Source organism: Bradyrhizobium sp. BRP19 (genome assembly GCF_020194195.1).
Taxonomy (GTDB): domain Bacteria; phylum Pseudomonadota; class Alphaproteobacteria; order Rhizobiales; family Xanthobacteraceae; genus Bradyrhizobium; species Bradyrhizobium yuanmingense.
In genome coordinates this window covers 482,966-504,936 of the sequence record NZ_JADYVZ010000001.1, presented here as the reverse complement: position 1 = coordinate 504,936, position 21,971 = coordinate 482,966, and the positions used below count along the sequence as shown (strand labels likewise).

General features: G+C 64.0%; 19 protein-coding genes. 7 read left to right on the top strand and 12 right to left on the bottom strand.

The genetic code is table 11. The annotated features are described in order from the left end of the window. Positions 1–258: 258 nt before the first annotated feature. Positions 259–867, bottom strand: a complete 609-nt coding sequence (locus I6F36_RS02400) for a TetR/AcrR family transcriptional regulator (RefSeq protein WP_346656644.1) — start codon at positions 865–867, stop codon at positions 259–261. Positions 868–997: 130 nt separating this feature from the next. Here I6F36_RS02400 and I6F36_RS02395 point away from each other — a divergent pair, with 130 nt between their 5' ends. Further along, positions 998–2,236, top strand: coding sequence for an MFS transporter (locus I6F36_RS02395; protein ID WP_036025577.1), 1,239 nt, complete (start codon positions 998–1,000; stop codon positions 2,234–2,236). 435 nt (positions 2,237–2,671) lie between these two features. Beyond that, positions 2,672–6,055, top strand: coding sequence for an adenylate/guanylate cyclase domain-containing protein (locus I6F36_RS02390; RefSeq protein WP_225125075.1), 3,384 nt, complete (start codon positions 2,672–2,674; stop codon positions 6,053–6,055). 245 nt (positions 6,056–6,300) lie between these two features. Here the strand turns inward: I6F36_RS02390 and I6F36_RS02385 are convergent, their stop codons facing one another. After that, the gene (locus I6F36_RS02385; RefSeq protein WP_225125076.1) at positions 6,301–7,209 is read right to left on the bottom strand and encodes a LysR substrate-binding domain-containing protein; all 909 of its coding nucleotides are present in this window, start codon (positions 7,207–7,209) and stop codon (positions 6,301–6,303) included. Positions 7,210–7,316: 107 nt separating this feature from the next. Between I6F36_RS02385 and I6F36_RS02380 the strand changes: the two genes are divergently transcribed. Both I6F36_RS02380 and I6F36_RS02375 read left to right on the top strand, forming a co-directional pair. Continuing rightward, positions 7,317–8,690, top strand: coding sequence for an FAD-binding oxidoreductase (locus I6F36_RS02380; RefSeq protein WP_225125077.1), 1,374 nt, complete (start codon positions 7,317–7,319; stop codon positions 8,688–8,690). A gap of 105 nt (positions 8,691–8,795) precedes the next feature. After that, complete coding sequence (locus I6F36_RS02375) at positions 8,796–9,695, top strand: GNAT family N-acetyltransferase (protein ID WP_036015145.1); 900 nt, start codon at positions 8,796–8,798, stop codon at positions 9,693–9,695. A gap of 96 nt (positions 9,696–9,791) precedes the next feature. On the opposite strand, the gene I6F36_RS02370 is transcribed toward I6F36_RS02375, so the two are convergent. The 8 genes from I6F36_RS02370 to topA all read right to left on the bottom strand — a co-directional run bounded on the left by I6F36_RS02370 (position 9,792) and on the right by topA (position 18,780). Continuing rightward, positions 9,792–10,046 (bottom strand): DUF3551 domain-containing protein, encoded by a 255-nt coding sequence (locus tag I6F36_RS02370; protein WP_225157015.1) that lies wholly within the window; start codon positions 10,044–10,046, stop codon positions 9,792–9,794. A gap of 5 nt (positions 10,047–10,051) precedes the next feature. Further along, positions 10,052–10,282, bottom strand: coding sequence for a DUF3551 domain-containing protein (locus I6F36_RS02365; RefSeq protein WP_074448008.1), 231 nt, complete (start codon positions 10,280–10,282; stop codon positions 10,052–10,054). 278 nt (positions 10,283–10,560) lie between these two features. Beyond that, entirely contained in the window at positions 10,561–10,728 is a 168-nt protein-coding gene (rpmG, locus tag I6F36_RS02360; protein ID WP_007603295.1) for a 50S ribosomal protein L33, read from the bottom strand. Between the two features lie 125 nt (positions 10,729–10,853). Beyond that, on the bottom strand, positions 10,854–12,179 hold the full coding sequence (locus I6F36_RS02355) for an LLM class flavin-dependent oxidoreductase (protein WP_225125079.1): 1,326 nt from the start codon (positions 12,177–12,179) through the stop codon (positions 10,854–10,856). Positions 12,180–12,426: 247 nt separating this feature from the next. Beyond that, entirely contained in the window at positions 12,427–13,179 is a 753-nt protein-coding gene (locus tag I6F36_RS02350; protein ID WP_036015119.1) for an NUDIX domain-containing protein, read from the bottom strand. Between the two features lie 29 nt (positions 13,180–13,208). Then, positions 13,209–13,649 carry a DUF983 domain-containing protein gene (locus I6F36_RS02345; RefSeq protein ID WP_036015117.1) on the bottom strand — a complete coding sequence of 147 codons (441 nt, stop codon included), beginning with the start codon at positions 13,647–13,649 and terminating at the stop codon, positions 13,209–13,211. Further along, on the bottom strand, positions 13,643–15,991 hold the full coding sequence (rnr, locus tag I6F36_RS02340) for a ribonuclease R (protein ID WP_225170977.1): 2,349 nt from the start codon (positions 15,989–15,991) through the stop codon (positions 13,643–13,645). Before rnr ends, I6F36_RS02345 begins: the two co-directional genes overlap by 7 nt. 20 nt (positions 15,992–16,011) lie before the next feature. Beyond that, the gene (gene topA, locus I6F36_RS02335; protein ID WP_225125082.1) at positions 16,012–18,780 is read right to left on the bottom strand and encodes a type I DNA topoisomerase; all 2,769 of its coding nucleotides are present in this window, start codon (positions 18,778–18,780) and stop codon (positions 16,012–16,014) included. A gap of 228 nt (positions 18,781–19,008) precedes the next feature. Here topA and I6F36_RS02330 point away from each other — a divergent pair, with 228 nt between their 5' ends. Beyond that, a complete protein-coding gene (locus I6F36_RS02330; RefSeq protein ID WP_225170976.1) occupies positions 19,009–19,248 on the top strand; it encodes a hypothetical protein in 240 nt (79 codons plus the stop codon). 158 nt (positions 19,249–19,406) lie between these two features. Here the strand turns inward: I6F36_RS02330 and I6F36_RS02325 are convergent, their stop codons facing one another. After that, on the bottom strand, positions 19,407–19,874 hold the full coding sequence (locus I6F36_RS02325) for a helix-turn-helix domain-containing protein (protein ID WP_225170975.1): 468 nt from the start codon (positions 19,872–19,874) through the stop codon (positions 19,407–19,409). Between the two features lie 122 nt (positions 19,875–19,996). Between I6F36_RS02325 and I6F36_RS02320 the strand changes: the two genes are divergently transcribed. Beyond that, on the top strand, positions 19,997–20,770 hold the full coding sequence (locus I6F36_RS02320; RefSeq protein WP_192893186.1) for an SDR family oxidoreductase: 774 nt from the start codon (positions 19,997–19,999) through the stop codon (positions 20,768–20,770). Between the two features lie 61 nt (positions 20,771–20,831). On the opposite strand, the gene I6F36_RS02315 is transcribed toward I6F36_RS02320, so the two are convergent. Then, positions 20,832–21,440 (bottom strand): FMN-dependent NADH-azoreductase, encoded by a 609-nt coding sequence (locus I6F36_RS02315; protein WP_225170974.1) that lies wholly within the window; start codon positions 21,438–21,440, stop codon positions 20,832–20,834. Between the two features lie 83 nt (positions 21,441–21,523). Here I6F36_RS02315 and I6F36_RS02310 point away from each other — a divergent pair, with 83 nt between their 5' ends. After that, positions 21,524–21,964 carry a helix-turn-helix domain-containing protein gene (locus I6F36_RS02310; protein ID WP_225170973.1) on the top strand — a complete coding sequence of 147 codons (441 nt, stop codon included), beginning with the start codon at positions 21,524–21,526 and terminating at the stop codon, positions 21,962–21,964. Positions 21,965–21,971 lie beyond the last annotated feature (7 nt).

The following is a 21,971-nucleotide window of genomic DNA, read 5'->3' as shown; positions in this document are numbered from 1 at the left end:
TTGCGCCGGCAGCGGCGTCGTTTGACCCGTCGGGCAAAACAGGAGCATATTGGTAGGGTCGCGAAATGGTCCTGACGGGTAGTCAGGCGCCCGCGCTTTCTCCACAAATCCCGGTGTCATTCCCCGCCTTGTGCGCAGTCGCGCACTGGAGCGGGGAATCCAGTACGCCGCAGCGTCTCGGGTCTAGCTTCACTGTCTCTTGAATACTGGATCACCCGCTTTCGCGGGTGATGACAGCGAGCGATCAGGCGACAGCGGTTAGTCTGGAGCGCGCTTGCTCCGTTTCTCCGCCGGGTTCGCATCCTCGCCCACATCCACCCCCGCATTCCGCAACAACACCTTCGCCGCTTCCTTCGCGGCTCTGGCCATCGCCGGATCATCGCGCACGAGATCCTGCGCGATGGAGCCGTCGACCAGCAGCACCAGCTGCGTCGCGAGCGCGTCCGCTTCGGCAACGCCGAGCTCGGTCAGGCGGTCGCGAAACCAGAGGCGGCGGCTTTCCTTGAAGGCGATCGCGATCTTCTTCACGGCGCGGTCGGTGGGGCCGAGCTCGGCGACCGCATTGACGAATGGGCAGCCGCGAAAGTCTTTCGCCGCGAAGCGCCGCTCCAGCGAATCGAACGTCGCGAGGATCTGCTCGGCGGGCGGCTTGTCGGAGGAGCGTGCGCTGACGAAGCGGCGCTCGAGATAGGCCGCGATCAGCGCGTCCTTGGACGGGAAGTGATTGTAGAGCGTGCGCTTACTGATGCCGACCTCGGCCGCGATGGTATCGACGCCGATGGCGCGAATGCCTTGCAGATAGAACAGCTTGTCGGCGGTCTGAAGGATCCGCTCTTTCATCGTCTGTGGGGCAGGCGGGGGAGCCATGCGGAGCTAAGCGTCCTGTTCGCTTGACAGCCGCTTCCATCTATAGCCTAAGTGCACAGGTCTGTGTACCCAAAAACATCGGCAAAAGCAGACGACGGCACGCGTGCCGCGCCCAAAAGGGAGAAGAAAAATGCCCCTGCTGCAGGTTCTGCGTCCCACCTTGCCGATCCTGATCGGCGCCTCGATCATGCTGACCTTGAGCATGGGGCTGCGGCAGTCGCTCGGTATCTTCATGCAGCCGCTGACGCGCGACATCCACATTTCGATCTCGGATTTCACGCTTGCACTGGCCGTGCAAAACCTCGCCTGGGGCTTCCTGCAGCCGCCCGCCGGTGCACTCACCGTGCGCTACGGCTTCCGCCCGATCATGATCGCCGGCGCGCTGATGTACATCGCGGGCCTCGCGCTGATGGCAACGGCGAATGGGCTTCTCAGCATCATGATCGGCGCCGGCGTGCTGATCGGGACCTCGCTCGCCTGCACCGCGGCGGCGATCGCGATGTCGGTGGCGGCACGTGCGGTGCCGGAGACGGTGCGCTCGACCGTGCTCGGCATCGTCTCCGGCGCGGGCTCGCTCGGCGCGCTACTTTCGGCGCCGATCGGACAGATGCTCAACGAGGGCTTTGGCTGGCGCGTCGGGCTCGCGGGCTTCGTCATCATGTCGGTGCTGATGATCCCTGCGGCCTGGTATGCCGGGCGCGTCGACAAGATTCCGTTGCCGAAGCCGGCGGCCGACGAGATCGATGATGCCACGGCTGCAGCCGCGGCGAGGACCGCGTTCGGCAATGCCTCCTTCGTGGTGATGACCTGCGCCTATCTCGTCTGCGGCATGCAGCTCGTGTTCCTCACCACGCACCTGCCGTCATATCTCGCGATCTGCGGCCTCGATCCGATGCTGAGCGCGCAGACGCTCGGCATGATCGGCGGCTTCAACGTGCTGGGCTCGCTGTTCTTCGGCTGGGCCGGCCAGCGCTGGAACAAGCTGGCGCTCTTGGGCGGGATCTACATCCTGCGCTCGCTCGCGCTCGCCTGGTACTTCATGCTGCCGGCAAGCCCGTTCTCGACGCTGCTGTTCGGCGCGATCATGGGCTTTCTGTGGATGGGCGTCGGCCCGCTGGTCGCGGGCGCGGTCGCCGAGATGTTCGGCCTGCGCTGGCAGGCGATGATCCAGGGCCTCGCCTTCATGAGCCACCAGATCGGCAGCTTCCTCGGCGCTTACGGAGGCGGGCTGCTCTATGACGCGCTCGGCTCCTACACCATGGCCTGGCGCATCGGTGTCGCGCTCGGCCTTGCCGGCGGCATCGTGCAGGTCGCGTTCGCGCTTGTCAGGCCGTCGCAGCCGCCCACGCCAGTGCTGCGGACAGCGTAGGGCGGGGCGGGTGGTCGTTTTCCTTGGCCTTGCACCGCTGCCGTTCTCACAAATTTGCATTTGCCTCAAAGCGCTCGGTTGCTGACGTGCGAGAGAACCTTTCGTCGACTCGGCAGGCGGTCGTTCATGGGCTTGCCAATTTCGCGTTTGGGTCGTGTCAGGCTGTGGTCAGCCTTCTCAGATTGAAAATGGGCTTGAGTTGCAGAGTGTTAGCCAGTTCATAATCCTAATCGCGCCGGCCAGCTTAAGCTTTCGAGACAACCGCTCGGGAGGCAACGATGACGCCCGGCTGGCTCATTTTCCCTGCGACTATCGCCTGTGTCTACTTCCTGGTCATTGTGAGTTTGATCATGCTTGGCGCTTGGTAGGCGGCTGAGGGAAGAGAATCTTGAAAGAGCGCGCTCTCAAGATTCGCCCATAGACCGACGCGAACTCATGTCGGTCGGAATTCGATCGGGTGCGGCCATGGATTGCGCGAATTGCGGCAGAGTCAACCCGGAGGGAACGAAGGTCTGCGGCGATTGCGGCGCGCCGCTGTTCTTTCGCTGCCCTGCGTGCGGGGGCGACAATCCGACAGGCAAGAACTTCTGTGGCGACTGCGGTGCCGCGCTCACGCCGACCGTACCGCCGCAAATGACGAGAGGGGCCGGCGCAGCGACGTCCATCGTGCCACCGGTCACGGAGCGCGCAGGCTTGTTGGCCGCACCAAGTTCTTCCGCCGAGCGTCGTCAGCTCACAGTGATGTTCTGCGATCTCGTCGGCTCGACGGCACTTGCGACAAAGCTCGATCCGGAAGATCTACGGGACATAATTGCTGAGTACCGCGATAGCGTAGCGGCGGTCGTCCGCAAATACGGTGGCACCGTCAGCCGTTACATCGGCGATGGCATGCTCATACTATTCGGTCATCCTTCAGCGCATGAGGACGATGCCGAACGCGCAGTGCGCGCTGCGCTTGAGATCGCCGCGACCAGGCACGCGCCGGGAGCCCCAGCCGAGTTCGAGCTGCGGGTTCGTCTTGGGCTCGCGACTGGCCTCGTCGTCGTAGGTGACCTTATCGGCAGCGAAGCGGCGGAGGCGCAGGCCGTGCTTGGCGAGACGCCGAACCTTGCCGCTCGACTGCAAGCGCTCGCCGAACCGGATGGGGTAGTCATCCCTGAGGACACGCGGCGGCTCATCGGCGGGCTCTTTGACTACGAGAATCTCGGCGCCGTGACGCTGAAGGGCTTCGCCGCACCGGTGCAAGCCTGGCGGGTGCTTCGTGAGGGAACAGCGGAGAGCCGGTTCGAGGCGTTGCACCCTTCGGTCCTCGCCCCGCTGGTTGGGCGTGAGGAAGACCTCGCGCGGTTGGAGCGGAGCTGGCGCCATGCGCGGGCGGGTACCGGTCAAGTCATGCTGCTTGTCGGCGAGGCGGGGATCGGCAAGTCGCGCCTCGTTGCGGCTCTTCAGGAGCGTATCGAGCGAGAGCCGCACACCTGCTTGCGCTACTTCTGCTCGCCTCATCATCAGGAAAGCGCGCTTTACCCCTTCATCGCACAACTCCAGCGAGCGGCTGGCTTCGATCGTGAGGACACACCGACGACCAAGCTCGACAAACTTCGAGCGCTCCTGTCGCCTGCATTGTCGCCCAACGAGGACGCGGCGATCCTGGCGGAGTTTTTGTCGATCCCCAACGATAATCTATACTTACCGGTTACGAGTACGCCGCAACAAAAGAAGGAGAGAAGCTTCGCCGCCCTGGTTCGCCAGCTTGAAGCTCTCGCGCAAAGACGTCCAATCATGATCGTGTTCGAGGACATGCAATGGATCGATCCAAGCTCGCGCGAGCTGCTGGACCGAACCGTCGATCGCGTAGCAAGCCTGCCGGTTTTGGTCTTGATCACCTACCGCCCCGAGTTCCAGTTAGTATGGACCGGAAAGCCGCATGTCAGCTTGCTCGTGCTGAACCGGCTCGACCAGAATGCGGGCGCTGCGCTGATCCGGAGCGTGGCAGGTGGCCAGACGCTGCCGACCGAAATCGTCAATGAAATTGCTGAACGTACGGATGGTGTGCCGCTGTTCGTTGAGGAGTTGACCAAAGCGGTGCTCGAAACAAGCCCCCAGAGTATCGCGCGAGCGATCTCCTTCGCGCCGCTGCCCGGACTTGCCGTACCGGCCACGCTACATGCTTCGTTGATGGCGCGGCTCGACCGGATTGGGCCGATCGCCAAGGAGGTGGCACAAATCGGCGCAGCTATTGGCCGAGAGTTCTCCTATGATCTGCTGGCCTCGGTCGCACAGCGGTGCGACAACGAGTTGCGGGCGGCGCTTGACCGGCTGATCAACACCGGACTCGTGTTTGGGAGTGTCGAGCCGCATTTCTTGTTCAAACATGCACTGGTCCAGGATGCGGCATACGGCACAATGTTGCGCGGTCAACGACGCGAGCTGCACGCTCGGATCGCTGGCGCACTCGAGGAGAGGCTCGCTAGAGGCATCCAAGAGCAGCCGGAAATCCTCGCCCACCACTGCGGACATGCGGGCTTGGCCGAAAAGGCGGTTTCCTATTGGCAGGAGGCTGGTGAGCGTTCAAAGGCTCGATCGGCAATGACAGAAGCAATCGCGCAGATGCGAAAGGCGCTTGATTTGCTATCTCAACTGCCGGATGCTCCCGGGCGCCAGCGCACCGAAACTGAACTTCAACTCGCGCTCGGCGGTGCACTGATCGCCGCGAAGGGCCACGCGGCCGAAGAGACCGGCAGGGCCTACGCCCGGGCGCGTTGCCTCTGCGAGGCACTCAACGACACGCCGAATCTGCTCAAGGCACTCTGGGGCGAGTTCGTGCATTATCACGTCCGTGGTGAAACGGACCGATCGCATCGCATCGCCGAGAATCTGCTCGATTTGGCCGGGCGACAGAACGATGCGGCCATTCTTGTCGCCGGTCATAGGGCAGTCGGCGATAGCTGGCTTCATCGCGGACAATTGGCCTTGGCGCGCACCCATCTCGAGCGGGGGCTCGCCCTTTACGATCCGGCGCAGCAGCGCTCTCTGACAGCCCTGTTCGCAGAAAACGCCCGCGTGGCGATGCTTTCGTTCCTTTCGCTTACGTGTGGCCTTCTTGGCTTCGCCGATCAGGCGCGCGTGCAGAGCAGTGACGCCCTGGCAGAGGCCCGCGATTCGTCGCACCCGATCAGCCTCGCATTCGCGCTGAGCGTTGCCTGCCGGTTGCATTTCGTGCTCGAAGACGCGGGCATGGTTGGGCAACGGGCGGACGAGCTCGTTGCGCTCACCACCGAGCAGCGCTTTGCCTTCTTTCTCGCGATGGGGACGGCATATCGCGGCTGGACGCTGGCCGAAGCCGGCGACCCCGAGGCCGGGGTGGACTTACTGCGGCGCGGCATCGAGGGATTCCAGGCGTCCGGCGCAGCATGGACTCTTCCGTTCTACCTTGCGCAGCTCGCAGCAGCCGAGGCAAAGAGAGCACGATATGAAACGGGGCTCGGCCAACTCTCCGACGCCTTGGCACTAACCCAGAAATCGGGGGTGCGGTGGTTCGAGGCCGAGCTGCATCGGCGCCGAGGCGAGTTGATGCTAAGGGCTCGGCCAGGCGCGGAGGCCGATGCGGAGACCGAGTTTCGCCACGCCATTGCGATTGCTCATCAGCAGGAGGCGAAACTCTGGGAACTTCGCTCCGCCGTCAGTCTCGCCCGGCTCTGGCGTGATCAGGACAGGGGTGATGAAGCACGCGGTCTTCTCGCGCCGGTCTACGGTTGGTTCAACGAGGGCTTCGACGTTCGCGACTTGAAGGAAAGCAAGGCGCTGCTGGAAGAACTCTGAGTGTAACGTGGAGCTTGTCGTAAGCGCGCTCCATTGGAGCTCCGTAACGTTCTCGGGTTTCGCGACTCCGCTGCACCCTAAAGACACGTAAGGGCAACGGTGACCTGCTCGGCGCCGTCAATTCTCGGGTCGGCCCCGTCGCTCCGGTTCGCAGCTGGAGTTGGTCCGCGCTGCTGGTCGCGCTTCGGGTTATTCGCATGACCTCTCCCGGCTTCGCACTTTGTCCTGACCCTTTCCGGTCCGGATCAGGTACTCGACCGCAACCACTGCGAAAAGACCCGAATGGTCCGCGCGCGCGGGTGGCTTGGCCTGCTGACCACATAAAAGCTGTAGCCGGGTAGCTTCAACGAGAATGCCTTCACGAGCGTGCCGGCGGCGAGGTCGTGTGCCACGAGCACATCACTGAAGATCCCGACGCCCTGCCCACTGATCACCGCCTCGATGGCGTGCAGTTCTTCCCGGAAACTCAAGTGCTGCAGGTCCTTGTATTGGGGCACCTCGCGCCACCGGCGCTGGGCCAAACCGAGCCATCTCTGCCACGTCGGTGGCTCACGATCGGCCGGCGACCAATAGGAGTGGATCAGAACGTGCTTTGCGAGGTCGACTGGTCTCTTCAGCCGTCCGGTTGAAAGCAAATCCGGATTGCAGATCGGCCAGAACGTATCGCTGAAGAGTTCATCGACGATTCCGTCTGTCGGCGGTACGCGGCTGGTCGCATAACGGATGGCAACGTCACTGTCTCCGGCCTGCAGATCGAGCACCGTGTCAGTGCCGATCACTTCCAATGGCACGTCAGGATGCAACTTCCGCCACAGGGGCAGGCGGGGCACGAGCCAGCGGCTAGCGAAGGCGTTGGTCGTCGTAACCCGGAGCGGCTGCTCGTCACCTTCCTGCTTGAGGGACGCAATGGCAGCGGCAAACGCCTCGAGTCCGCCGCGAATGGCGGGAAACAGCCGCGCGCCGGCATCGGTCAACGAAAGAGGGCGTGGTCTGCGCCGGAATAGGGCGCGGCCGCAATACTGCTCGAGCAATCCGATCTGGTGGCTGATCGCGGTCGGCGTGACGCCGAGTTCTGCCGCGGCTTTCTTGAAGCTCAGATGACGCGCGGCAGCCTCAAAAGCGCGGAGCTCGATCAGGGGCGGCAGCTTGTGCATGCGGCGAGTGTAGGTGAAATCAGTTCATCGTCACCTGAATTCTTCGGATTTGCTCTGAGACAGCCCGCGATCGAGGATGTGGCGGGCCAAGCTAGGGAGCTCGTGTCATGTCCATCGCATCTGTTGCCAGCGCTGCCGCCGAACTTAGCGCCTCCTTCGGAGGAGAACTGCTCAAGCCAGCGGACGAGGGCTACGACGAGGCGCGCAAGGTTCACAATGGGCTGGTCGACAAACGGCCAGCATTGATTGCCAGATGTCGCAGTGCGGCTGATGTCGTGGATGCCGTGGCACTTGCGACCAAGCTCGGCCTCGAGGTCGCGGTTCGCGGCGGCGGCCACAATGTGGCCGGGCGCGCAACCATCGACGGCGGGATCATGATCGACCTCTCACCCATGAAGGGGGTCCGGGTCGACGCGATCGGCAAGACCGTATGGGCGCAGGGCGGGGTCACCTGGGGCGAGCTCAATCGAGAAACGCAGCTTCACGGACTTGCGGTGACCGGCGGCGTGGTCTCGACCACCGGCATCGCGGGCCTGACGCTCGGCGGAGGACTGGGCTGGCTGATGGGCAAGTACGGCCTCGCGTTGGATAATCTGCGGGCTGTCGAACTCGTCACCGCCGATGGCAAGGTTGTGCGGGCCAGCAAGCAAGAGCAGCCGGATCTATTTTGGGCCGTGCGCGGCGGCGGCGGAAACTTCGGGATTGCCACCAGTCTTGAATACGACCTCCATACGGTAGGGCCGATCATCACCGGCGGCCCGATCGTTCACCCTATCGAGCGTTCCCGCGACGTGCTGGAATTTTTCCGGACCAGCACGCGATCGCTCACGGACGAGCACATGCTGTTCGCATCCCTGACCCATGCGCCCGACGGGTCCGGCAGGGAGGTCGCGGCCCTGGTTACCAGCCACTGCGGTCCAGTCGCCGAGGCCGAACGAGCGATGCAGCCGCTGAAACAGTTCGGGCCTCCCATTCTGGATGCGGTCGGACCGATGACCTATTGCGAGCTCAACCGCATGCTCGACGCCAACTATCCGAAAGGCGCGTTCAACTATTGGAAGTCGAACTTCCTCACGGAGCTGAGCGATGGTGCGATCGCGACGATGATCGAATGCTTCGCCCGCTGCCCGACTCCGATGGGGCAGCTGCTGCTCGAGCACATCCACGGTGCCGCGGCCCGCGTGGGTGCCGGGGATACGGCATTTGTGCATCGGCAGGAGGGCTACAATTTCCTGATCCTCGCGCAATGGACGCAGACCAGCGATACCAGCCGCAGCATCTCGTGGGCACGCGCAACCTATGAAAGGATGCGGCCCTTCTTTGCCTCAGGACGCTATGTCAATTATCTCGACGACGATGAGACAGGCGATCCGGTTGCCGCTGCTTATGGGCGGAACTACAGGCGCCTGCAGCAGATCAAAGCGAAATACGACCCTACGAACTTCTTCCGGATGAACCAGAACATCCGGCCGCTCGCCTGATTGCCGGCTGACGATTTCTCGCTCTCATCAAGATGTGAGTAGAAACTAAGCCGCGACCCGATGCATCGTGGGCGGGGCGAGCTGACGCCCGGGAGGGACTAGAGAATGGCGGTCGTGTGCAGGCCCGCTCGCATCGACGACTTGAAGCAGGCCGATGACATCGTGGTCGCCAGCATCAATGAGCTAACCGAACGGCGGGGGTTCGGGAAGATGGCATCCTCTCGTCCGCCGAATTTTCAGGCCTTCTCGCTCGCGGATGATCCCGAGGGCTTATGGGTGGCCGATGACGACGGAGAAATAGTCGGCTTCGCGTGGAGTTGGGTCTGTGGCGAGCTTTGGTTCCTGGCCCAATTGTTCGTCGCGCCTGATCGTCAGAGCGACGGCATCGGCAATCAACTCATCAACAAGGCATTCGCGCATGCAGAAATGCGCGGAGCACCCATCAAGGCACTGATCACCTTCACGTTCAACAACGTATCTCAAGGCCTCTACATCCGCCACGGACTGTTCCCGCGCTTTCCGATCTACATGGTCAGCGTCCCTCGTGACCGCCTGGCGCCACGGTTGGCTGCGCCGCGGCTCCGTCTTGAATCTCTCACGGCCGACGCGATCCCATACGACAGGCTGGCGCAGATCGATGTCAGCGCAGTCGGCGTTTCCAGGGAGAAGCATCATCGATTTCTCCTTGGCGACAGCACGACGCGCGGATTCACCATCCACGCCGGCAATGAGTGCGTCGGGTACGTCTACATTTCGGGTGGACACATTGGTCCGCTTGCAGTCCACAGGCCAGATCTGGTTGAGTCCGCTTTCGCCGCTGCGTTGTCGTTCGCGGCACAGAGCGATTGTCCGGCCATTTCGGCTTTTGTGCCGGGCGCGAGCGAGCCGGCGCTCAAGGCGGCAATCGACCACGGGATGCGGCTGACGTTCCCGATGCTGCTGATGTCAAATCGACCATTCGGAGATTGGGGTAGCTATTTCCCGCGCAATCCGGGTTTCATGTAGGGGATTCAACCGAGAAGGTCGACGTTGCGGGGCAGGCCGGACGGCACGGAATGATGGCTGGATCGGCGCTCGTCACGGGCCGATCATGCTCTAGCCCTACCGGGGACGCGCGCTGCGGCCTGGAGGGGACGCCCGCTGCACATATGGGTTTTCCAGGCACATCGCCGAACGGCCCGCCGCGCTGGCTCTGCATTCGTCAAATGAACGATACTGGCAAGAGATGTAGGTGCCGCCGCCCCATTCCCACTCCTGCAGACATACCGGAAAATTGCCGCCGAACCGCTGCGCTGCCGCTGGACCGGGCGCGGACATGGTGATCAGGACGAAGAGCAGACAGGCAAGCGCGCGCATCATGATCAGCGCGGCCGCTGCGGAGCGTGCTGCTTGAACCTCACGCGCGGGTTCACATCGCAATAGGTGTTCGATCGCCCGGATGCCGAGGCCAGGCACTGTTCCCGCGTCGAATACATGCAGTCTCCGGAAGCGCCGAGCCCTCCGCCAAATACGCACCAGGGATAGTCATACTGAGCGTTTGCTGCGGAAGAAAATCCGATGACCATAACGACAATGAGCAGAGCGATGCGCATGCGATTCTCCCATCAAGTCAGTTGAGCGGCAACGCAAGAGGTTCGCTCCGAAAGATAGCCGCTTGACGATGCTGGCTCAACAACCACGACTCAAGCGAGTTCCTCTCGTCACGCCGGAGTGTCCCAGTGTGATCTCGCAGAGCCGGTCCGGATTTGCTTCGCTGCGCTAAGCAGCGCAGCGCTGGGTAGCAGGGTACATGAGCAGGGACACGCGAGCCGAAACGACAACGGGGCCCGCAAGGGCCCCGCAAAAATCCTTAGCGCGCTACGCCGCGATCTTACTTGATCTTGGCTTCGCGGAATTCGACGTGCTTGCGCGCGACCGGGTCGTACTTCTTCTTGACCAGCTTGTCGGTCATGGTGCGCGAATTCTTCTTGGCAACGTAGTAGAAGCCGGTGTCGGCGGAGGACACGAGCTTGACCTTGATGGTGACCGCTTTGGCCATGTTCTGAACCTCAGAATATCAGGGGAATCTGGAGCCGGCCAAACGGCCCGCGTTGGCCGGCAACCTAGTCAGAAACGGCGGGAAGTCAAGGTTTCAGGCGGCGGAAACCGCTCAAATCGGGCCCATTAGGCCTCAAAGAACCGGTTTTTCGGCCGCGGCAGGCCCAGATTCTCCCTCAAAGTGGGCCCTTCGTACTCTTTGCGGAAAATCCCGCGCTTCTGCAGCTCCGGGACCACCTTGTCGACGAAATCGTCGAGGCCGGCAGGCAGGAACGGGAACATGATGTTGAAGCCGTCGGAGCCGCGACCGACCAGCCATTCCTCCATCTGGTCGGCGATGGTCTTGGCGGTGCCGACGAAGGACAGGCCGCCATAGCCGCCGACGCGCTGGGCGAGCTGGCGCACGGTGAGCTTCTCGCGGGCGGCGAGATCGACCAGGCGCTGCCGGCCGCTCTTGCTGGCATTGGTCTCGGGAATCTCGGGAAGCGGCCCATCGGGATCGAAGCCGGAGGCATCGGTGCCCAGGATGACGGAGAGCGAGGCAATGGCGCTGTCGTAGTGCACGCGGCTGTCGAGCAAAGCGCGCTTCTCCTTGGCCTCATCGACACTGTCGCCCACAACGACGAAGGCACCGGGGAGGATCTTCAGGTGCTCGGGGTCACGGCCGATCTTCTCCATGCGGCCTTTGATGTCGGCATAGAGTTTCTGGCCGTCGGCGAGGCTGCCGCCGCCGGTGAACACCGCTTCCGCGGTCTCGGCGGCGAGCTGCTTGCCGTCGTCGGAGGCGCCGGCCTGCACGATCAGGGGCCAGCCTTGCACGGGGCGGGCGATATTGAGGGGGCCGCGCACTTTGAAGTATTTGCCCTTGTGGTCGAGGGTGTGCATCCTGGCGGGATCGAAGAACAGCCCGCTCTCGACGTCGCGTACGAAGGCATCGTCGGCGAAGGAGTCCCACAGGCCGGTAACGACGTCGTAGAACTCGCGAGCGCGCTTGTAGCGCTCGGCGTGCTCCATGTGATCGTCGAGGCCGAAATTCAGCGCCGCGTCCGGGTTCGAGGTGGTGACGATGTTCCAGCCGGCGCGGCCGCCGCTGAGATGGTCGAGCGAGGCGAAGCGGCGCGCGACGTGATAGGGCTCGTCGAACGTGGTCGAGCCGGTCGCGATCAGGCCGATGCGCTCGGTCACGGCTGACAAAGCCGACAGCAGGGTGAACGGCTCGAACGAGGTCACGGTGTGGCTGCGCTTGAGCGCGTTGATCGGCATGTTCAGGACGGCGAGGTGATCGGCCATGAAGAAGGCGTCAAACTTGCCGGCCTCGAGCTTTCGGATCAGCGTCTTGATATGGCCGAAATTGAAATTCGCGTGGGGCCAAGCCCCGGGATAGCGCCAGGCGCCGGTGTGGATGCTGATCGGGCGCATGAACGCGCCAAGCTTGAGTTGCCTTTGTGCCATCGCCCGGTGTCCTTCTTGGTGACGCTGGGGAATGACATAGGCATGAAGGGGAACTCCGCCATCGGGGGCGGCGGGAAGAATTTTTTGTTTTTCGTAGCTCTCTCAGCACGTCATTCCGGGGCGACGCGGAGCGGCGAGCCCGGAATCCATAACCACCATCCGGAGTATGGATTCCGGGCTCGCGCCAAGAGGCGCACCCCGGAATGACGGAGGATAGACTTGATCGAACTACGCCCCAGCGCGCCAACTAGCTCAAGACGTCTTTCTGCATCTTGCCGGCGTAGAAGTGGAAGAACGGCACCGGCGCGTCGTGGCGGAGCGGACCGGTGGCAAGGCGGGTGTCGAGCTCGTTGAGCACGTTGCGCGTCATCGGATGCAGATCGGCGAGCGGTTTTGAGCCGAGCTCGACCCAGACCAATTCGACCAGCTCCGCATCGGCATGGATCACGCCTTCGACGCGGTGGGTGATCGCGGAGGCATCGGCGGTGAAGAAACGCGTGTCGAAGCGCTTGACGCGGCCGGGCGGGGTGATCGCGCGCGCGATCAGGAACAGGCTGGAGGGATCAGGCAGCAGGCCCGCATCCGCGAACGGCTGCCAGGGACCTTCGAGCTTCGGCACTTTGCCTTCGGCCTTGCGGCCGAGGCAGAGGCCGGTCTCCTCGCAGGCTTCGCGGATGGCGGCAATGGCGAGCGATTTCGCGCGCGAGGCCGGCGTCTTCGGGCTGCCCTTGGCGAGATTGGCTTCCAGTTCGGCGGTGATGGGCGCAGCGCAGGGCACGCGATAATCGGCCTTGTCGACGCGCCCACCCGGGAAGACGAATTTTCCCGGCATGAACACCACCTTGTCGTGGCGCTTGCCGACCAGCACTTTCGGAATGGCGCCGCTGCGGTCGACCAGGATCAGCGTCGCCGCATCCTTCGGGCGGAAGTAAGGATGATGATCGGCTTCCTTCTCCTCGTGAACCCTGGTCTTCTCCTCGGCCTGCGAAATATCGGTCATGTCCTCACCCGAACTGTTCTTTTACGTGTTTACACAGGCGGAATACCATCGGGAGGGTTGTCGTCAAACCCGTGCATGCGCAGAGCCCATTGCAAGCCGACCACAGCTCCCTTCACGGGCTGCAGCAGCGCGAGCGAGGCGACGAAGGTGAAGGGCAGATAGGCTGCGAAGCTGAGCCAGACCGGCGTCGAATAATTGGTCTCGATCCAGAGGATGGCCGGCACCACGATGTGGCCGACGATGACGATGACGAGATAGGCAGGCAGATCGTCGGCGCGATGCGGGGTGAAGTCGAGGCCGCATTTGGCGCAATGGTCGGCGGTCTTCAGGAAGGCGCGGAACAGCTTGCCTTCGCCGCAGCGCGGGCAGCGGCCGCGGAAGCCGCGCTTCATTGCTGACCAGACGTCGCGCTTCTCGACGAGACCGTTCTCGCGCGTCCAGATCTTTGGTGCCGTGCTCATCGTCACCATGCCTTGCCCTTCTTGCCCTTACCCTTGTTCTTTCCTTTGGCCTTCCTTCCCTTGCCGGACTTTTTCTTCTCCGGCTTGCGTTTTCGCTCCGGGCTGCGTCCGGGCTGCGGCTTGGACGATTTGCGCTGCGGACGGAGCGGCCTGCGCTGGCGCGGGCCGCTGTCGGTCTCGGACGACAGCAGCTCGAAACGCAGCGCGCCCGCGATGGGAGCGGCCTCGATCAGGCGGACGTCGACGACGTCGCCGAGCTGGTACATGGTGCCGCTGCGCGTGCCGACGAGGGCATGGCGGCTTTCGTCATAGTTGAAATATTCCGTGCCGAGGGATCGGATCGGGATCAGCCCGTCAGCGCCGGTCTCGCTGAGCTTCACGAACAGGCCGGCGCGGGTGACGCCGGAGACGCGGCCCTGGAAGCTGGCGCCGATGCGGTCGGCGAGGTGATGGGCGATCAGGCGGTCGACGGTCTCGCGCTCCGCCTTCATGGCGCGCCGCTCGGTCAGCGAGATATGCGCGGCGACTTCGCTCAAGCTTTCCGGCGTCTCGCTGTCGGGCAGGGCGCCTTCGCCAAGGCCAAGCGCACGTACCAGCGCGCGGTGCACGACGAGGTCGGCATAGCGGCGGATCGGCGAGGTGAAATGCGCATAGCGGCGCAGGTTCAGGCCGAAGTGACCGTAATTCTCCGAGGAATATTCGGCCTGCGCCTGCGCGCGCAGCACCACCTCGCTCACCAGCGGGTAATAGTCGTGGCCTTCAAGCTGGGCCAGCACACGGTTGAACGTGGTCGGGCGGAGCGCGCCGGACTTGGCGAAGGGAACGTCCAGCGTCTCCAGGAATTCCGCGAGCGCGTGAACCTTCTCCAAGGTCGGCTCGTCGTGCACGCGGTAGATCAGCGGCAGAGATTTCTTCTCCAATGTCTCCGCTGCGGCGACGTTGGCGAGGATCATGAACTCCTCGATCAGCTTGTGCGCATCGAGACGCTCGGGGACCACGACGCGATCCACGGTGCCGTCGCTCTTCAGGAGGATCTTGCGCTCGGGCAGATCGAGATTGAGCGGATCACGCTCGTCACGCGCGCGCTTGGCGCAGGCATAGGCGGCATAGAGCGGCCTCAGGATCGGATCGAGCAGGGGGCCGGTGGTGTCATCAGGCCGGCCGTCGATCGCGGCCTGCGCTTGCGCGTAAGCGAGCTTGGCGGCCGACCGCATCAGGATGCGATGAAAACTGTGCGAGCGCTTGCGGCCGTCGGGGCCGAGCACCATGCGCACCGCCAGCGCGCCGCGCGGCTCGCCGGGCACCAGCGAGCAGAGATTGTTGGAGATGCGCTCGGGCAGCATCGGCACGACGCGGTCCGGGAAATAGACCGAGTTGCCGCGGTCGAGCGCGTCGCGGTCGAGCGCCGTGCCCGGCCGCACGTAGAAGCTGACATCGGCGATGGCGACGTTGACGATGAAGCCGCCCTTGTTGTTGGGATCCGGATCGGGCTCGGCATGCACCGCGTCGTCGTGATCCTTGGCGTCGGGCGGATCGATGGTGACGAGCGGGACGTCGCGCCAATCCTCGCGGCCTTTCAGATTGGCGGGCTCTGCCGCTTCCGCCTCGCGCTCGGCGGCGGAGGAGAATTGCAAGGGGATGTCGTGGGCGTAGATCGCGATCAGGCTGATCGCCTTTTCCGACTTGACCGAGCCGAGCTTCTCTTTCACCCGGCCGGAGGCGAGGCCAAAGCCGCGGGTGCGGACGATGTCGACGCTGACGAGGTCGCCATCCTCAGCGCCGCCCGTATCGGTCCTCGCGATGTTCAGCTCGCGGTCGGCGAACTTCTTGTCGACGGGGACGAGCCGTCCGCCGCCCTCGGGCAGGCTGCGGAAGACGCCGAGGATGCGGCTCTTGGCCTTGTCGATGACCTTGACGATGCGGCCGCGATAGGCGGGACCTTCATCGTCATCGCTGCGTTCGACGCGCAGCAGCGCGCGGTCGCCGACGCCGGCGGCGGTGCCGGGCCTCGGCCGGCGCGGCATCTCGATGAGGATCTTTGGCGGCTCGCCGTTCTCGACCTCGTCCCATTCGGCGGGGGAGGCGATCAATTCGCCATCGGAGTCGCGGCCGGTGATGTCGGCGAGCAGCGTCGGCGGCAGCGCGTCCGGCTCGGAGACCTTGTGGCGCTTCTTCTTGATGATGCCGTCGTCGGCAAGCTCGCGCAGCATGCGCCTGAGCTCGGCGCGATCGGCGTTCTTCAGGCCGAACTCGCGCGCGATGTCGCGAGTCCCGACCTTTCCTGGATTTGCCTTGATGAAGGCGACGATGGCTTGCCTGTCGGGAAAGCCACGGTCTTTCTTTGGTTTCACTTAACCTCTAATTCTTGATCTCAGGTCTTGCCGGCACTCTTCTTGGCCGGAGTATTTGCCGGATTCTTGGTGGCGGCTGCCTTGGTCGGCGACGTCTTTGCGGTCGACGGCACGGCGGCGCGCGCCTTGCTGGTGGATTCGGATTTGGATTTGGCCGCGGCTTTCTTCGCAGCCGGCTTCTTCGGCTTCGGTGCGGCGTCCTCGCCGTCCGCAGCCTTCTCTGACGCTTTCTTGGCCTTGGCCGGCTTCGCCGCCTTCTTGGCCTTGCCGCCGCCCTTGCCGCCACCCTTGGCGGCGCGCTCGTCGATCAGCGCGATCGCCTGCGGCAGCGTGATGGTGTCCTTCTCGAACTCGGCCGGGATCGTCGCGTTGACGCCGCCCGCGGTGACATAGGCGCCGTAACGGCCGCTCTTCACGGTGACGGTGCCAAGCGTCGGATGATCGCCGAGCGCCTTGCCGGGATCGGCGCCGAAGCGGCGGCTCGGACCCTTGGCAACCTTCTCCGCGATCAGCGTCACCGCACGATTGAGGCCGATGTCGAACACCTCGTCGCCGGCCTCTAAGCTCGCATAGGTCTTCTCGTGCTTCACGAACGGTCCGAAGCGGCCGAGGCCCGCGGTGATCGGCTGGCCGGTCTCCGGATGCTTGCCGATCTCGCGCGGCAGCGACAGCAGCTTCAGCGCAAGCTCGAGATCGACGTCGCTGGGCGAGGTGCCCTTCGGAATGCCGGCGCGCTTGGGCTTCTCGCCTTCCTCATAATCCTTCTGCTCGCCGAGCTGGATATAGGGGCCGAAGCGGCCGGCCTTGACCCAGACATCGCGACCCGTGTCGGGATCCTGGCCGAGCGAACGGTCAGCAGTCGCCTCGCCATCGGCGGCGAGCTGACGGGTGTAGCGGCATTCCGGATAGTTCGAGCAGCCGACGAAGGCGCCGAACTTGCCGGCCTTGAGGTTCAGCCGGCCGGTGCCGCAATTCGGGCACTGCCTGATATCGCCGCCATCGGCGCGGGGCGGATAGATGTGCTGGCCCAGCATGTCGTCGAGCACGTCGAGCACCTGGGCGACGCGCAGCTCCTTGATGTCGTCGACGGCGCCGATGAAGCCGGTCCAAAAGTCCTTCAGAACCTGCTGCCAGGAGATCTCGTTGTTGGAGATACGGTCGAGCTGCTCTTCGAGGCTCGCCGTAAAGTCGTACTCGACATAGCGGGCAAAGAAGCTTTCGAGGAAGGCGACCACGACGCGGCCCTTGTCCTCGCCGTGCAGACGCTTCTTCTCCAGCTTGACGTAGCCGCGGTCCTTCAGGACCTGGAGGATCGAGGCATAGGTCGAGGGCCGGCCGATGCCGAGCTCCTCCATGCGCTTGACGAGCGATGCTTCCGAGAATCGCGGCGGCGGCTCGGTGAAATGCTGGGTGACGGACAGGCTCTGCCGTTTCACGGCCTCGCCCTGGCTCATCGCGGGCAGGCGGCGGGAATCCTCGTCCTCCTCGTCGTCGCGGCCTTCCTGGTAGAGCGCGAGGAAGCCGTCGAACTTGACGACCTGGCCGGTGGCGCGCAGCTCCAGCGTACGAGAGCCCGCCTTCGCCGTGATGTCGACGGTGGTCCGCTCGAGCTCGGCGGATTCCATCTGGCTCGCGATGGTGCGCTTCCAGATCAGCTCATACAGCTTGGCCTGATCGGCATCGAGCTTGCGGCTCATGCTGTCGGGGCGGCGGGAGAGGTCGGTCGGGCGGATCGCTTCGTGCGCTTCCTGGGCGTTCTTGGCCTTGGCCTGGTACTGGCGCGGGCTATCCGGCACGTAGGCGTTGCCGTAATCCTCGCCGATCACCTTGCGCGCCTGGGTGATCGCCTCGGGGGCGATCTGCACGCCGTCGGTACGCATATAAGTAATGAGTCCGGTGGTCTCGCCACCGATGTCGATGCCCTCATAAAGACGCTGGGCGATGCGCATCGTATGCGCCGGCGCAAAGCCGTATTTGCGGCTGGCTTCCTGCTGCAGCGTCGAGGTGGTGAAGGGCGCCTGCGGATTGCGACGGGCCGGCTTGGCATCGACCGCGGTGACGGCGTAAGTCGCCAGTTCCAGCGCCTTCTTGAAGTCTTCGGCTTCCGCGCCGGTGCCGATGTCGAGGCGCTGGATCTTCTTGCCGTCGGCGCCGACGAGGCGCGCCTCGAAGGCGTCGCCCCGCGGGGTGAGCAGGGTCGCGATCAGCGACCAATATTCGCGGGCTACGAACTTCTCGATCTCGAGCTCGCGGTCGCAGACGAGGCGCAGCGCCACCGACTGCACGCGGCCGGCCGAGCGGGCGCCCGGCAGCTTGCGCCACAGCACGGGGGAGAGGGTGAAGCCGACCAGATAGTCGAGTGCACGGCGCGCCATGTAGGCGTCGACCAGAGCGCCGTCGATCTCGCGCGGATGCTTCATCGCCTCCGAGACGGCCTGCTTGGTGATGGCGTTGAACACCACGCGCTCGATCTTCTGATCCTTCAGCGCGCGCTTCTCCTTCATTACCTCGAGCACGTGCCAGGAGATGGCTTCGCCCTCGCGATCGGGGTCGGTGGCGAGAATCAGGCGGTCGGCGCCCTTCAGCGACTTCGCGATATCGTTGAGCCGGCCGGCCGCCTTGGGGTCGACCTCCCAGATCATCTTGAAATTGGCGTCGGGATCGACGGAACCATTCTTCGCCGGGAGATCGCGGACATGGCCGAACGAGGCCAGAACCTCATAGGACGAGCCCAGATATTTGTTGATCGTCTTGGCTTTCGCCGGCGACTCCACAATGACGATATTCATTTAGTTCCAGTGGCTTACGGGAAAATCTTGGGCCGAAAACGAAAGGACTCGGGTCGGCCGTTTCGACCCGAACATGGGTGGTGAGCGGCCCCCTGTCAAATCGTGGGGTGTTGAAAGGCGCCGCAATGGGAAAAGTTTCATATCGAAAAAGTTGCAGAATACCACCTTGGAGTTGCGGTTGATGTGGGCGTAATGTCCTGTCGCGGCATGGATTCGGGTGGGGTACTGGTGACCAAGCCAGGAAAAAAACGGGCGCGCGCCGGATCCGGCGCGCCGGGGGGCACGCGTCACGAGGAACCGGGGGAGGGCGGTGCCGACGAGGCCGTGGCCTTCATCGCCGAGCAGACCGGGGCCTTACGCAAGCTGGCCGAGCGCCACAAGCTGGACGTGCTGCATTATCTCTTAGGCATGACCAAGCTCGAGGCCGACGAGCACCTGCGGCTACGGAGCAAGCGCAAGCTGTCGTGAGAGTGGGCTCCCCGGTGATCGTGAGAGACTTGAGCGCCGCTCTCTCCCCCGTCATTGCGAGCGAAGCGAAGCAATCCAGAGTCTTGCCGCGGTGGGATTCTGGATTGCTTCGTCGCAAGGGCTCCTCGCAATGACGTCGTGGGGGCGGTGCGCCACAATCACGCCGACCGACGTCGCGACGACGGTCGTGGCTTCAGCGTGGTCTCCGCCGGCGTGAGCAGGCGGCCATCCTCGGCGCGCATTTCCAGCTTCTTCACCGGACGGCCCTTCTCGCGATCGACCAGCATCGTCGCAATCTCCTCGGGACGGTCGTCGAACTCCTCGCTCCACTGCCGCAGCGCGACCAGGATCGGGAAAGTGCCGCGGCCCTTCGGCGTCAGCACATATTCCTGATAGGCACTGCCGTCGGAGGCGGGGGCGGTTTCCAAAATGCCATGGTCGACCAGCGATCGTAGCCGCGCCGCCAGGATGTTCTTGGCCATGCCGAGCTTGTTCTGAAACTCGCCGAAGCGGCGGACGCCGAACAGCGCCTCGCGGATGATGAGGAGCGACCACCAGTCGCCGAGCGCCTCCAGCGACCGTGCGATCGGGCAGGCATCGCCCTCGAAGCTCGTCCGTTTCACCATCCTCGTCCATCCTGTCGCATTCGCACGGCCCGGGCGCCGATCACGCGCTTGTGTGGTTGCATCATAAAACCAAACGGCCTAGATGGCAATCTAGTTTCATAATGCAACTACTGGAGGCGAGCGTGAGACTGAAGGACAAGACGGCGCTGATCACCGGCGGCAATAGCGGCATCGGGCTGGCGACGGCAAAACTGTTCGTGGCCGAGGGCGCCAAGGTGGTGATCACCGGGCGCAACAAGGAGACGCTGGCGGCGGCCGCGAAGGAGCTCGGGCCGAACGCGCTCGCGCTGCCAGCCGACGCGACGGACATCGCGGCGACGGAAGCGGCGATCAAGCAGGGCGCCGAGAAGTTCGGCAAGTTCGACATCGTGTTCGCCAATGCCGGCATCGCCGGCGGCACGCCGCTGGGATCGGCGACACCAGAGGTGTTCGAGAAGGTGATCAGCACGAACCTCACCGGCGTGTTCTTCACCGTTCAATCCGCGCTGCCCCATCTCAACGACAACGCCTCGATCATCCTCAACGGCTCGGTGATCTCGGTGCTCGGCATTCCCGGCTACTCGGCCTATGGCGCGGCGAAGGCCGGCGTGCGGGCGATGGCGCGGATCATGGCTTCAGAACTGTCGCCGCGCGGCATCCGCGTCAACGTGGTCGCGCCGGGTGCGATCCGCACCCCGATCTGGGGGCCTGCGACCGCGACACCGGAAGCCGAGAAGGCGTTCGAGAAGCGGATCGCGCTGTCGACGCCGCTCGGCCGCCTCGGTGAAACCGATCACGTGGCGAAGACGGTGCTGTTCCTCGCCTCCGACGATTCCGCGCATGTGCAGGGCCAGGAAATCTTCGTCGACGGCGGCGCGGTGGCCTCGCCGAGCGGCGCGCCGATCTATCGCGGCTGATCAAATCAAGCGAACCTGCTCGGGCGCAACATTCGCGTTGCGCCCGAAGTGTTAGCTGCGGCTAGGCCGCGCTCAGGCTTGTTGCCGATTGGAGCGCACCAGCGATCGCCTTCTCGCGGTGCTCCGGCCCGAGTTGGATGCCGTCGGCCGGGATGAATTCGACGCTGGTGATACCCATGAAGCCGAACACCCAGCGCAGGTAGGTTTCGAGATGCTCGCCGGCTGCGTAAGGCGTCTCTGCTCCGTAGTGGCCGCCGCGCGAGATGGCCACGATCACCCGCTTGCCGCCGGCGAGCCCCTCCGGCCCGGCCGCGCCGTACTTGAAAGTCTTCCCCGCCACCAGGATGCGGTCGATCCAGGCCTTGAGCTGGCTCGGAATGGTGAAATTGTACATGGGCGCGCCGATCACGACGATGTCGGCGGCCAGGAACTCCTCGAGTGCCGCGGCGCTTGCGGCAAGGTCTGGCCCGAGTTCCGCCGGCGCGGGGGCGCCTTGCGCGGCCGCCAGATGCGAGCCGGAGAGATGGGCTAGCGGCCTCTCGGTCAGGTCGCGGTAGACGACTTGAAGCGAGGGCGTCGCCTGCCGGAGCCGGTCGACGATGGCGCCGGAAACCTGCCGGCTGACGGAGTGGGGGCCGAGCACGCTGGAGTCGATATGGAGGAGTTTCATGTGGGGTCACCCTGGTATAAGTTTGTAACCAGAGCTACATGTGTGACTATCGAAATCCCCGCAAGAACGCACTTTTTTGAGCCATGGGCACATCATTGAAACCTGCGCACACCGAATTGCCCGCACCGCCGCGGCCAAATCCGAGACTGGATACCAGGCCCATGCCGGATCCCAACCATGCGGACTGCCGTGGGGTCGCCTCCGTGCTGTCCCGCGTCGGCGACAAATGGAGCGTGTTCGTCATCATGATGCTGAGCGACGGGCCAAAGCGCTTCAACGAGCTCAAGCGCATGATCAACGGCATCTCGCAGCGGATGTTGACCCTGACGCTACGCGGCCTCGAGCGCGACGGCCTCGTTACGCGCACGATCTTTCCGACCATCCCGCCGCGGGTGGACTATGAGCTGACCGATCTCGGCCACGGCCTGTCGCGCCCCGTCGAGGCGCTCGGCACATGGGCGAAGGACCATCTGGATCAGATCGAGGCCGCGCGCACGAAGTTCGACCAGCGTAACGACGGCTAGCGTTGCG